Source organism: Dolomitihabitans soli, from assembly GCF_022213955.1.
Classification (GTDB): Bacteria; Actinomycetota; Actinomycetes; order Streptosporangiales; family Streptosporangiaceae; genus Streptosporangium_A; species Streptosporangium_A soli.
Map to the genome: position 1 here is coordinate 52,649 of NZ_JAKNTW010000025.1, position 12,499 is coordinate 65,147.

General features: G+C 70.9%; 12 protein-coding genes. 5 read left to right on the forward strand and 7 right to left on the reverse strand.

Features of this window, described 5'->3' with window-relative positions:
* Positions 1-29: 29 nt before the first annotated feature.
* The 6 genes from MBA17_RS36370 to MBA17_RS36395 all read right to left on the reverse strand — a co-directional run bounded on the left by MBA17_RS36370 (position 30) and on the right by MBA17_RS36395 (position 5,955).
* Positions 30-875, reverse strand: coding sequence for an ABC transporter permease (locus MBA17_RS36370; protein WP_238502039.1), 846 nt, complete (start codon positions 873-875; stop codon positions 30-32).
* Positions 872-1,690, reverse strand: coding sequence for an ABC transporter ATP-binding protein (locus MBA17_RS36375; RefSeq protein ID WP_238502040.1), 819 nt, complete (start codon positions 1,688-1,690; stop codon positions 872-874). The genes MBA17_RS36370 and MBA17_RS36375 overlap by 4 nt, the downstream gene beginning before the upstream one ends.
* Positions 1,691-1,692: 2 nt before the next feature.
* On the reverse strand, positions 1,693-2,745 hold the full coding sequence (locus MBA17_RS36380) for a dipeptidase (RefSeq protein ID WP_238502041.1): 1,053 nt from the start codon (positions 2,743-2,745) through the stop codon (positions 1,693-1,695).
* Positions 2,742-3,380, reverse strand: a complete 639-nt coding sequence (locus MBA17_RS36385) for a hypothetical protein (RefSeq protein ID WP_238502042.1) — start codon at positions 3,378-3,380, stop codon at positions 2,742-2,744. Before MBA17_RS36385 ends, MBA17_RS36380 begins: the two co-directional genes overlap by 4 nt.
* Positions 3,377-4,144: an IclR family transcriptional regulator gene (locus MBA17_RS36390; RefSeq protein ID WP_238502043.1), complete on the reverse strand. Its 768-nt coding sequence runs from the start codon at positions 4,142-4,144 to the stop codon at positions 3,377-3,379. The genes MBA17_RS36385 and MBA17_RS36390 overlap by 4 nt, the downstream gene beginning before the upstream one ends.
* A gap of 116 nt (positions 4,145-4,260) precedes the next feature.
* Positions 4,261-5,955 (reverse strand): hypothetical protein, encoded by a 1,695-nt coding sequence (locus MBA17_RS36395; RefSeq protein WP_238502044.1) that lies wholly within the window; start codon positions 5,953-5,955, stop codon positions 4,261-4,263.
* A 322-nt stretch (positions 5,956-6,277) separates the two neighbouring features.
* Here MBA17_RS36395 and MBA17_RS36400 point away from each other — a divergent pair, with 322 nt between their 5' ends.
* From MBA17_RS36400 to MBA17_RS36415, 4 genes are all read left to right on the forward strand, one after another.
* The gene (locus MBA17_RS36400) at positions 6,278-7,363 is read left to right on the forward strand and encodes an MFS transporter (protein ID WP_238502045.1); all 1,086 of its coding nucleotides are present in this window, start codon (positions 6,278-6,280) and stop codon (positions 7,361-7,363) included.
* Between the two features lie 183 nt (positions 7,364-7,546).
* The gene (locus MBA17_RS36405; RefSeq protein WP_238502046.1) at positions 7,547-8,785 is read left to right on the forward strand and encodes a cytochrome P450 family protein; all 1,239 of its coding nucleotides are present in this window, start codon (positions 7,547-7,549) and stop codon (positions 8,783-8,785) included.
* Between the two features lie 16 nt (positions 8,786-8,801).
* A complete protein-coding gene (locus MBA17_RS36410; RefSeq protein ID WP_238502047.1) occupies positions 8,802-9,539 on the forward strand; it encodes an SDR family NAD(P)-dependent oxidoreductase in 738 nt (245 codons plus the stop codon).
* Positions 9,540-9,785: 246 nt separating this feature from the next.
* Positions 9,786-10,049, forward strand: a complete 264-nt coding sequence (locus MBA17_RS36415) for a DUF5999 family protein (RefSeq protein WP_238502048.1) — start codon at positions 9,786-9,788, stop codon at positions 10,047-10,049.
* Between the two features lie 306 nt (positions 10,050-10,355).
* On the opposite strand, the gene MBA17_RS36420 is transcribed toward MBA17_RS36415, so the two are convergent.
* The gene (locus MBA17_RS36420; RefSeq protein ID WP_238502049.1) at positions 10,356-11,090 is read right to left on the reverse strand and encodes a GntR family transcriptional regulator; all 735 of its coding nucleotides are present in this window, start codon (positions 11,088-11,090) and stop codon (positions 10,356-10,358) included.
* 152 nt (positions 11,091-11,242) lie between these two features.
* On the opposite strand from MBA17_RS36420, the gene MBA17_RS36425 reads away from it, so the two are divergent.
* A complete protein-coding gene (locus MBA17_RS36425) occupies positions 11,243-12,487 on the forward strand; it encodes an extracellular solute-binding protein (RefSeq protein ID WP_238502050.1) in 1,245 nt (414 codons plus the stop codon).
* Positions 12,488-12,499: the final 12 nt, after the last annotated feature.

Sequence of the window (12,499 nt, forward strand, 5' to 3'; positions counted from 1 at the left end):
GGGAAACTCCAATGTGCCGGTTGGGGGTGTCACTTCGCCCGGCGGACCAGGCGTTCGGCCAGGGACAGCACGCCGTACACGAGCAGTCCGAAGACGGACAGGGCGATGAGCATCGCGTAGGTGGCGGCGACCTCACCGGTCACGGTGTACTGCGCGATGGCGTAGCCCACCCCCTCGCGGGCGGCCACGAACTCGCCGACGATCGCGCCGATCAGCGCGAGCACCGCGGCGCTGTTCAGCGCGGGGAAGATGAACGCCAGGGAGTTGGGGATGCGCAGGTAGCGCAGCTCCTGCCAGCGGCTGGCCCGCAGCGCGCGGAACAGGCTGACCTCGTCCTCGCTGACCTCGGTCAGTCCCGCGATCGTGTTGGTCAGCACGGGGAAGAAGGCGAGCAGCGCCGCGAGCGTCACCTTGGGGGCCAGGCCGTAGCCCATGGCGGCCACGATGAGCGGCGCGATGGCGACCTTCGGGAAGGTCTGCGAGGCGAGGATGAAGGGGTAGACGGCGTTGCGCAGGATCGGCGAGAAGGAGAAGACGGAACCGACCACCACGGCCGCCACCACGGCGAGGACGAAGCCGAGCAGGGTCTCCTGGATGGTCGCCGCCAGGTTCGGCCACAACGTGCCGTCGACGGCGAGCTGGAAGAGCACCTGCACGACCTCGCCGGGCGGCGCGAGGATGAGCGGCGAGACGAGCCCGGAGTCCGCCGTCAGCTGCCACCCGGCGATGATCGCGACGAAGATCAGTACGGCCAGCACGGCCGACTTGAGCCCGGCGCCGTCGGGACGCCGCCGGAGCGCGCCGCCGCCCTGGTCGAGCGCGCCGAGCGAGGACAGGTCCTGATCCTGTTTCCCCGGTGCGGCCTGGGTCTTCATCGCCCGCCTCCTTTCGCCTCGTCGAGAACGGATCGCACATGCCTGATCGCCTCGTAGAACTCCGGGTCGTCACGCAGTTCGCGCCCGCGTGGCCGGGGCAGCGGCACCGGGACCGTCGCGTGCACCCGGCCGGGCCTGGCGCTCATGACCACGATCCGGTCGGAGAGGAACACCGCCTCGGAGATGCTGTGGGTGACGAACACGACGGTCTTGGGCTCGCGCTGCCACATCCCCAGCAACTCGTCGTTCAGGTCCTCGCGGGTGAACTCGTCCAGCGCCCCGAACGGCTCGTCCATCAGCAGCAGCGACGGCCGGTTGACCAGCGAACGGGCGATGGACACCCGTTGCTCCATGCCGCCGGACAACTCGCGCGGGTAGTGCTTCTCGAAGCCCGCGAGCCCCATCATCTCCAGCAGCCGTTTCGCGTGTTCCCGGCTCTCCGGCCGGCGGTCGCCGTCGATCACGAGCGGCAGGCACACGTTGTCGAGGACCGTCCGCCAGCGCAGCAGTGTCGGCTTCTGGAACGCCACGCCCACCTGCGGCAACGGCTCGGTGACCTCCCTGCCGTCGACGGTGACGCTGCCCGTGGTGGGTTCGAGCAGACCCGCGACGAGCTTGAGCAGGGTCGACTTCCCGCACCCGCTCGGGCCGATCAGGGAGACGAACTCCCCGGGCGCGATGTCGAGCTCCGTGTGCTCCAGCGCCTGTACGGCGGCGCCACGCCGGGTGAACGACTTGGACACGTCCCGGATGCCGATGGCCGCCGGGCGCGGCGCCGCGTCCTTGTCGGCCTGCCGGCCGGTCGCGATCGCCATCACTACTCCTCGCCGGTCGGGGGGCCAGCCGGGGGGCCGGTCGGAAGGCCGGTCGGGAGGCCGGTCAAGTTCTGGCCGGTCAGAGGCTGGGCGGGCAGCACCTCGCGGTAGAACCGCATCCAGTTGCCGCCCATCACGGCCGCCACCTCCGCGGGGCCGAAACCGTGCCGGGAGAGGGCCTCGGCGAGGCCGGGGAAGGCACGGGTGTCGGGGAACCACTCCAGCGGCGGCTGCTTGCCGGGGTTGGCCGCGGAGCCCGCGCCGTACTGCGTCGTCCGGGTCCATCGGCCCTGGCGCATCCAGCGGAGGTCGGCGTCCACCACCTTCCTGCCGAGGTCGGTGCCGATCCCGACGTGGTCCAGGCCCACCAGGTCGATCGTGCGGGCCACCATCTCGGCCCACGCGTCCGCGCTCGCCGCGTACTGCCCGCTGATGTTGCGGTAGCCCGAGACCCCGAGCATGCCGCCGCGCGCGGCCAGCGCCTTGAGCACCACGTCGGACTTGTTGCGCGGGTGCGGGACCAGCGAGGCCGGGTTGGCGTGGGTGACCGCGACCGGCATGGCCGAGTGCTCGATCGCCTCGACGCTGGTCCGCTCCCCGACGTGGGACAGGTCGATGACCATGCCCACCCGGTTCATCTCCCTGACGACCTCGCGGCCGTACCGGGTGAGCCCGGGGTCCACCAGGTCGTAGCAGCTCGCGCCCACGTCGTTCTGGATGTTGTAGGTGAGCTGGCCGACCCGCACGCCGAGGTCGGCGAACAGCTCCACGTAGCCGATCCGCCCGGCGAGGAAGGAGCTGTTCTGGAAGCCGAGTAGCAGTGCGGTGCGGCCGCTCGCGTGGATCGCCTCGATCTCGGCGACGGTCGTGGCGACGCCCACGAGATCGTCGTTCGCCCGCACCAGGTCGCGCCAGGCGACCAGGGCGTCCATCGACTCCAGGCCGTCCTCCCAGAAGCCGCACGTCACGGTGACGCAGCCGAGCCCGCCCTCGCGTAGCTCGCGGAAGATCTCCCTGTCGAAGTTGCTGCATTCCAGGCCGTCAACGAAGATCACAGATTCACCGCCACATAGTCGACGTCGGCGTCGGGATCGGCGCCGCCGGGTTCGAGGGTCGCGCCCGCGTGCCTGCGTGAGATCGGGGTGTCCTCGGTGAGCGCGTCGTTGGAGCGGTGGTAGAGCCGCCACCACAGCTCCGCCTCGACCGTCAGCCCTTCGCGTACGGCACGCGCCAGGTGTCCGGGCAGGTCGTCCGCCGCCTCACCGTGCCGCACGGTGACGACGTGCGCGCCGTCGCCGTCGCGGACCTCGATCGCCGCGCCGTACGGCCGCGCCGCGTGCGGGAGCACCGCGAGCAGGTGCGGCGCGCTCACGCCGCGGACCGTCAGCTCCGCCGCGCCGTGCTCGTGCAGCAGCGCGACGCCGAGGTCGAGCAGCGCGGGGGTCACGTACGGCGCGGGCAGGCCGTGCGCCTCGACGACCGTCTCGCCGTGCAGCGAGGGCGGCAGCCAGCGGGGCGGGCGACCGGCGGCCGCGTCGAGGAACCCGAGGGCGCCGAGGCCGAGCGCCTCCGCCTCGACGAGCGCGTCGCGGACGGCGGGGACCACCCCCTTGGGCACGCCGAGCAGCAGCAGGGTCCGTTCCGCGAGCACGCGGGTCTCGCGCAGGCTGACCGTCAGGGTCGCCGTCATGATCTCGCCTCCTTGGGTCGCCCGGAGAGCACCTGGTTGATCTCGGCGACCGCGTCCTGTAGTGCGTGAATGCCCTTGTCCCTGTCGAACCGGCTGCTCGGCCCGGCCACGCTGAGCGCGCCGACGCACCGGCCCTCCACGTTGAACACCGGGGCGGCGACGCCCAGCACGCCCTCCAGCCAGCGGCCGTGCGAGGTGGCGTATCCCCGCTCGCGCACCCCGGCGAGTTCCTCCTCGGCCGGCAGGTCGGTGCCGAGTTCGCGGAGTTCGGCGAGCTGGCGTTCGGTGGCGTAGGCGAGCAGGACCTGCCCGGACGCGCTGCGGCTTATCGGCATCTGCGCCTCGGCCCGCAGGTCGACCTGCAGCGGGCGGCCCGGCTCGATCCGCTGGATGATCGTCGCGGTGCCGCGTTCCAGTATCGCCAGTGACACGGCCTCCCTGACCTCGTCGACCAGGCGTTCCATCACCGGTAGCACCCGCTCGCCGAGTCCCGCCTGACGCAGGGCCGACTGCCCGATGCGCGCCGGCCGCAGGGTCAGCCGGTAGGAACCGTCGGCCGACTGCTCCATCCAGCCCGCCGCCACGAGCGTCACGAGCTGCTGGTGCACGGCGGCGCGGGAGAGGCCGAGGTTCCTGGCCAGCTCGGCCACGCGCACCGAGCGGTCGGCCTCGGCGACGACCTCCAGCATCTTCAGGCATTTGATCGCGGTGCTCAGCGGTTGGGTACGCGGTCCGCTTTGATCGCTCAAGGGATACCCTGTCATGAATATTAGGACAACGTTTGAATAAAACTGACACTAGGGCGAGCCCGTGACCCATCACAAGGGTTTAAGCTCTATCAAATTCGGATTTTTGATGCGTAACGGGGATTTTTCGGGCTTTATGGTTCGGCGGGATGCCACCAGCCGGCGGGATCACCCGTGGCCAGCTCGTCCCGGGTGGGCGCCCCCTGGAAGATGAGCCCGCGCAGCGTCCGGTCCAGGAAGTCCTTGGTGCGGTCCAGGCCGTAGAAGGCCGCGTTGGCCAGCCGGATGATCTGGACCGGCACGAAGCCGAGATCGAGCATGTCCATCCGGGGCAGCGCGTACGGCTGGCCGCGCAGGGCCTGGAGCCGCTCGACGGCGGCCCGCTCCTCGGGATGGTCGAACAGGACCCGCCCCACCCGCGTCTCCGGACCGTAGGCCGCCAGCAGGCGGGCCAGCCGCCGCACGTCGCCGGGGACGTCGAAGGACAGGTCGAACCCGCCGGGGAACTGCTCGCGCGGCCCCGAGCGCGGTTCCTCCGCCGCCCGCGACTTGTACCAGACCCGGCTGCGGCTGGCCTCCTCCGCGAGCGGCAGGTCGAGCGCCCAGCCGTAGACCCCGCGCAGCACGGACGACAGCTCGCCCACCGTCATCCCCGGCTCCCCGACCAGCCGTTCGTCCACGACCAGCCGCTCGAACAGCTTGTCGGTCTCCGGCGGCAGCAGCTCCATCAGCAACGAGTCGAGGATCTCCTCCGTCTCCGCCGTCACGGTGCCCGCGACGGCCGCCCGCAGCCCCTCGAACGGCAGCGCGTGCGTCTCGCCGCGCACGGTGCCGCCGTCGCGCAGCTCCACGGCGAGCTCCCGTACGGCGCGCAACTCGCCGGCGAGGCGCTGACCGTCGGGGAACACGCGGTAGCGCATCGGGTCCTGCTCGCGGTAGACGACGGCCCGGTCGAGCAGGCCGACGAGCGTGCCGTACGCCGGGTCGGCCGGGCCGGGGACCAGGGCGCGGGCGCGGGCCAGCGCCTCCTCGCGCACGCTCAGCCAGCGGTGGACGAGACGGGGATGGTTGGCGATGAACAGCACGAGCCCGAGCGCGGACCCGTTGCCGAGCCCGAGATGGCGCTTGATCGCCGGATCCAGGGGCACGGCCCCGGGCGCGACGGCCCGGGCGAGGTGGTCGCAGAGGTCGAAGCTGAACTCGCGCATGAGATACGCCGTGAGCATCTGCGCGTGGTACGGCACGGCGAGCGGGTGCCGCTCGCCGTACGAGAGGAAGGTGCGGGTGCCGAAGGTGCCGTTGGCGTCCAGGCCGGTGTTGCGCATGAGGTAGCCGACCGCGCGGAGTGCGGCGAGGTCCGGCTGGCGGCCCTCCGCGAGCGCCTGCACGGTGTGGCCGAACGCGCGCAGGCTCCGGTTGGAGCGGCACCACACCAGGGTGCCGGGAGCGGCCCGGCCCGCGTAGAGCTTGGGGAGTTCCGCGCGGGTCCGTTCGATCCGGTCCTCGTCGGCCTCGCCTTCGAGCAGCGCGCCCACCATGTCCCAGCTCTGCCCGATGATGCGCGGGGTCCGGTCGACGTACCTCGGCTCGGAGCTGAAGGCCACGAAGGACAGCACGCCCGCGTGGGTCTCCACCCGGTAGACCGCGGTGCCGGCGCCCTGGTCGTCCAGGTCGAACCGGTCGAGCGTGACCGACCAGCCCTTGGTGAGCATCACGGTGAGCAGCGAGCGGCTCGCGCTGAACCGGGACGGCTGGAGAGCGGCGAGCCGTTCCGGACGCATGAGCGACGCGGGGTCGCGGGGGTGGATCGTCGGCGGCACGTCGCTCATGGCTTCCTTGTCATGATATTTAGGACAACGTTCGGATTAACATGACACTATGAGACATGCGGGGAGTTCGGCAAGAGGTGGTGTCCTGTCGTCCGGTGGTGCGGGACGACTCGCGAGCGCTCCCCGGCCTTCCCCTTGATGGGACGAGCCCGCGGCGGTGTCAGCCCTGCCTGCGGGCGTCCCGCGATCGGATCGGCCGATAAACCGGTGCCGCTCGTCCGGTCACGCGGGGTAGGGTGCGGTCATGAGCCGACGACATTGATCTTCACCTGAGGTTTCTCTCACGCGCAGGCTTTACGTCTACGCGTTCATCGAAGACTTCGTGCTGCTGTATCCGGTCTATGCGGTGTTGTTCGCCGAGACCGGTCTGTCCGCCGCGGAGATCTCTTCGCTCTTCGTGATCTGGTCGGTCACCTCCTTCCTGTTCGAGGTGCCGTCCGGGCTGTGGGCGGACGTGTTCTCGCGCAGACTGCTCCTGATGATCGGGCCGGGGCTGACCGGCGCGGGCTTCGCGCTGTGGACCTTCTTCCCCGGCTACTGGTCCTTCGCGCTGGGCTTCGTGCTGTGGGGGATCGGCGGCTCGCTGCGGTCGGGCACCTTCCAGTCACTGGCGTACGAGGAGCTGGCGCGGCTGGGGGCGGCCGACTCGTACGCGCGGGTCATCGGCAGATCCGAGGCGGTCAGCGGCACGGCGCAGCTCGCGGCGGCCGCGGTGGCCGCGCCGGTGCTCGCCGGGGGCGGCTACCTCGCGGCCGGCGTGGCCAGCGTGGGGGCGTGCCTGCTCGGCGTGGCCGCGGGCTGGTGGCTACCGGAGTCACGGGCCGGCCGCGACGGTGACGCCGAGCGGGAAGAGGGCTTCGCCGCGGTGTTCCGCGAGGGCCTGTCCGAGGTACGGCGGGCGCCACGGGTGCTGCGGGCCGTCCTGCTCCTCGCGGCGCTGATGGGGGTGACCGCCCTCGACGAGTACCTTCCGCTGCTCGCCGACGCCACCGGAGCCGGTGCGGCCGGCGTTCCGTTGCTCATCCTGGTGGTGACGGTCGGGACCACGGCGGGCGGCTGGCTGGCGGGGCGCGGCACCCCGTGGGCCGGGCCCGCCCTGGCGGTGGCCGCGGTGTGCCTCGCGGTGGGCGCCGCGACCGGTGATGCGGCCGGGTTCGCGCTGATCGCGGTCGCGTTCGGGATCTTCCAGTGGGCCATCGCGGCGGGCGACGCCGCCCTCCAGGAACAACTGGCGGACACGAGCCGGGCGACGGTCACCTCGATGGCCGGATTCGGCTCCGAGGTCGTCGCCGTGCTGATCTACGTGGCCTACGGTCTGGGGTCCGCTTGGGCGGAACCGTGGCTGATCTTCACGATCGCGGCCGTGCCGTACCTGCTCATGGGCTTGACTCTGCGGCGGTGGAGGTGAGCGGTGAGCGGCCGGGCCGGCCCTGGGGAGCCGAGGTCGCGGCCCCCGCGTGCCGGTCGGCGGTTCTTGACAATTTCCTGATGGATGGAGGCGTTGATCCTGTAAGGCGCTCGTGCCTATGGTCAATCGGGGGGAGATCCCCGCCCGAGCGCTGGGGCGACCCGGCCGATTTGGAGGTCGAGAATGACCGCATTCGACCTGATGGATCCCGAACTGATGAGCGACCCGTTCACCGGGTTCTCACGGATGCGGGAGCAGGCTCCGATGGTCCGCGGAGTATTTCCCGGCATCGACACCCCGATCTGGCTCGTCACGCGGTACGACGACGTCAAGACGGTGCTGAGCGACCGCCGGTTCGTCAACAACCCCGCCAACGTGCCGGGGCCCAAGGCGGGCAACGTGCGGGAGCAGGCGATCCGGGCACGCGGCATTCCACCGGAGCAGGCCAAGTACATCCTCGACAGCATTCTCGACGCCGACGGTGACGATCACATCAGGCTGCGCAGGCTGGTCTCGCGCACGTTCACCGCACGCCGGGTCGCCGAACTCCGGCCACGGGTGGAGGAGATCACCGAGCGGCTCATCGACGGGTTCGAAGACGACGACGAGATCGACCTGATCGAGCGGTTCGCCTACCCGCTGCCGATCACCGTCATCTGCGAACTCGTCGGAATCCCTGAGGAAGACCGGCTGAAATGGCGTGAATGGGGCAACGCGCTGTTCTCCTTCGCCCAGGGAGGACTGGCCGCGGTGCTCGGCGAGATGGTCTCCTACATCCAGGACCTCATCGTCCGGCGCCGCGCCGAGCCCGCCGGAGACCTGCTCACCGGGCTGATCCGCAGCCAGGACGAGGACGGCGACCGGCTCAGCGACACCGAGATGATCACCATGGTGCTGACGCTGGTGCTCGCCGGGCACGAGACCACCGCCCACCTGATCGGCAACGGCACGGCGGCCCTGCTGACGCATCCCGGTCAGCTCGCCCTCCTGCGGTCCGATCCCGGGCTGATGCCGCGCGCCGTACACGAGCTGATGCGCTGGTGCGGTCCGATCCAGGGCACGCGCATCCGCTACGCGGTCGAGGACCTCGAACTCGACGGCATGCCGGTACGGCGGGGCGAGCCCGTGATGGCCATCCTCGTCGGGGCCAACTACGACCCGCGTGAGTTCGACATCCCCGAGCGGCTCGACATCACCCGTGAGCCGGACGGGAAACGGGAGAACCACGTCGGGTTCGGGCACGGCCTGCACTACTGCCTGGGCGCCGCGCTGGCCCGTCAGGAAGGAGAAGTGGCGTTCGAGGCCCTGTTCCGCAGGTTCCCCGATCTCTCTCTCGCCGTCGAGCCGAAGGACCTCGAACGCACCCTGATGCCCGCCTCCTGGCGCCTGACGAGGCTCCCCCTCCGGCTCCGCGCGCGTTGATGCTAACGTCCGCCGGATGAGCGGAAGAGGAGTGTTGGTCACCGGGGCGTCCAGAGGCATCGGGCGGGCGGTGGCGCAGGGGTTCGCGGCGATCGGCGACCGGGTCGCGATCCACCACCGGGGTACCACCGCCGGGCTGAGCGTGGAACTGCCCGGAGAGGGACACACGGTGGTGCGGGCCGATCTGGCCGATCCCGACGAGGTGCGCCGCATGGTCGACGAGGCCGCCGAGACGCTCGGCGGCCTCGACGTGGTGGTCAACAACGCGGGCGTCTTCGTCCGGCACCCGATCACGGAGGTCTCCTACGAGGAGTGGCAGGCGGCGTGGCGGGAGACGCTCGGCGTCAACCTCGTCGGCGCGGCCAACGTCGCCTGGTGCGCGGTGCGGCACATGCGGACCGGGGGCAGGATCATCAACGTCTCCTCGCGCGGCGCCTTCCGCGGCGAGCCGGACGCCCCCGCCTACGGCGCGAGCAAGGCCGGGCTGAACGCGCTGGGCCAGTCGCTCGCGGTGGACCTCGCCCCGCACGGCATCGCGGTGGCGACCGTGGCGCCGGGCTTCGTGGCGACCGACATGACGAACGAGCACCTCAAGGCCCCGCGAGGCGCCGAGATCCGCGCGCAGAGCCCGTTCCAGCGGGTGGCCAGGCCGGAGGAGATCACCGCCGCCGTGCTCTACCTGGCCTCGCCCGAGGCCGAGTGGGCCAGCGGCGCCGTCCTCGACCTGAACGGCGCCTCCTACCTGCGAACCTAGGCAACCGACCGGCCCGAGCGGCTCACGGACACCCGACCGGTACCCGGTGGGCTCGGGCACCCGAGGCACCCGAGGGGAAGCCGTGATCCCGCGGTCTCCTCCTGTCATGACATACGCGTTCATGCTCTATCGCCGGGCGAACCCGTCGCCGCAATCAATCTTCTAGTGGATTCATAACGGCATCTGTTTCCATCGAGGAGTAATGCTCCGGCTACGAGGACATGTCAAGATCAGCGAGGTGCCGCCATGTGCTGCCACCAACCCCCCTGCCCCTCATCCAACGAATCCGACCGTGAGGCCGCGCATCCTGTCGCGTCCTATCCCGAGCAGGGATGGAGCCTGCTCTGCAACGGCATCGTGCTGTTCGAGGACACCGGCGGGCTGTTGCCCGACGGCCGGTCCATCCCGCCGCACGGCCCCGCCGTCGAACTCGCCGGCCGTACCGCCGCCGCGGTCCGCTCGTATCGCCGCCGGGCGGGACGGGCACAGGCGCGCTGCGTCTCCCGGTGACCCCGGCGGACAAGGTCACCTGAGGGACGGCGGCCCACCGGGCGGCCGTACCCGGGAATGCGGCGGTGCCATTCCCCCGGCACCGGCCTGAGCCGCGCGCGGTCAGGCGGATGCCGCGGTGATGCGCGCCGCCGCCAGCGGGAGGACACGCCGCCTCGCTCGTCCGGTCCGGCGGCAGAGCCCTCCTCCGCGCCGACGCGCGCTGGTGTTGACACGCCCTGTGTAGACGCGCGCTGGTGTTGACGCGCGCTGTGTAGACGCTCTCGGTGTTGACGCTCTCTGGGCGATGCCGGCCGTGCCCGGGGGTCAGCCGGAGTGGGCGTCGAAGTGGAGCTCGGAGGTGACGCGGTAGCGGTCGCCCCGGTAGATGGAGCGGGTGAACTCGACGATGCGGCCGCCGGCGTCGCGGGTGGTGCGCTCGAAGAGGAGCGCGGGGGCGTGCTGGGGGACGTGCAAAAGCCCGGCCTCGGTCTCGTCGGTGACGGTGGGCTCTATGGTCTGCACCGCGCTGCGGACGTCGATGCCGAAGCGCTCGCGAAGGAAACGGTAGAAGGAGCCTGACACCATGTCGGCGGGTTCGAGGCCGTCGACGAGGGCGTGGGGCAGGTGGATGCGCTCGATGGCCATCGGCTCGTCGTCGACCACGCGCAGCCGTACCACGCGCAGGACCGGGGCGGCGGGGGAGAGGTGGAGGCGGGCGGCGAGCTGCGGGCCGGCCGCGGCCGCGCCGAACTCGAGGACGCGGCTGAGCCAGTGGCCCTCGGCCGGCGGCGTGTAGAACGAGCTGCCGGTGGTGGCGGTCAGCGCCTGGGTGACCCGGTGCGGGCCGGTGAAGGTGCCGCGGCCGCGCTCGCGGACCAGCAGGCCGGAGCGGACCAGGTCGTCGATCGCCGCCCGCAGGGTGGGGCGCGAGACGCCGAGTTCCTTGCAGAGGTCGCGTTCGGAGGGGATCGCCTCGCGCGGCTTCTTGTCGGCGACGAGATCGAGCAGGAAGTCACGCACCCGGTCTCGCTTGAGCCCGGACGGCATGTTGAGGGTCACACAGCTGACATTACCACGATCTTACCTATTTCTTACCAGTGATTCGGGCGAAGCTCCAGGTGAAATTGGGCCTTGACGGCAGAGCTGGTTAAGACCACGCTGCCGGTAAGCGAACCTATTACTTACCAATACATTACCAATCCGGAGTACCCATGAGGCACGTCACGGCATTGCTGGCCCTCGCCGCCACCCTCGCCGCATGCAGTTCCCCCGCGGAGCCCGGCGACGGCGGGACGACCAGGCTCACCGTGTGGGTCATGCGGGACAGCCTGTCCGACGGCGTGCTCGACCGCTTCGAGGCCGGCTACCGGCGCACGCGTCCCGACGTCGACCTGGACATCCAGATCCAAGAGTGGGACGGCATCGGCCAGAAGGTCACCAGCGCCCTGGCCAGCAACGACGCCCCCGACGTGATCGAGGTCGGCAACACCCAGGTCGCCGAGTACGCGGCCAGCGGCGGAGTGCGGGACCTCACCGACAAGGTCGCCGACCTCGGCGGCGCCGACTGGCTCCCCGGCCTCGCCGAGCCGGGCAGGATCGAGGGACGCCAGTACGGCGTGCCGTGGTATGCCGCCAACCGGGTGGTCATCTACAACAAGGATCTCTTCGCCAAGGCGGGCATAAAAGCCCCGCCCGTCACCCGCGACGAGTGGCTGACGATCACCGCCAAGCTGGACAAGGGCGACGACCAGGGCATCTACCTCCCCGGCCAGAACTGGTACACCCTCGCCGGCTTCATCTGGGACGAGGGCGGCGAGCTGGCCGTGAACCAGGGCGGCAGCTGGAAGGGAGCCCTCGACACCCCGCAGGCGGTGGCCGGGATGGAGTTCTACCGCGAACTCCAGGCACTCGGCGAGGGCCCGAAGGACTCCGACGAGGCCAAGCCCCCGCAGGCCGGCGTATTCGCCAAGGGCGACGTCGCCCAGCTCATCTCGACCCCCGGCGGCGCGGTCGCGATCGAGAAGGCCAACCCCGAACTGGCCGGGAAACTGGGCTTCTTCCCGATCCCCGGCAAGACCGCCGGCAAGCCGGGCGCGGTGTTCACCGGCGGCTCCGACCTGATCATCCCGGAGGCGTCGAGGAACCAGGAGGCCGCCTACGAGGTGGTCAAGGCGCTGACGGGGGAGACGTTCCAGAACGACATGGCCAAGGAGATGAGCTATGTGCCCAACCGGGTCTCCCTGGCCGGGGTCCTGGACGGGAACGAGGGGACGGCCGCGATGGCGAAGGGCGCGGCAGGAGGCCACGCCACCCCCAACTCGCCCGCCTGGGCCGCCGTCGAGGCCAAGAACGTGATCAAGGAGTACATGACCGCGGTGCTCACCGGCGGCGAGGCCGCCGCGGAGGCGGCGAAGGCCGCGCAGAGCATCACCGGCATCCTCGCCGCCGAATCCTGAGCCGGGGAGCGA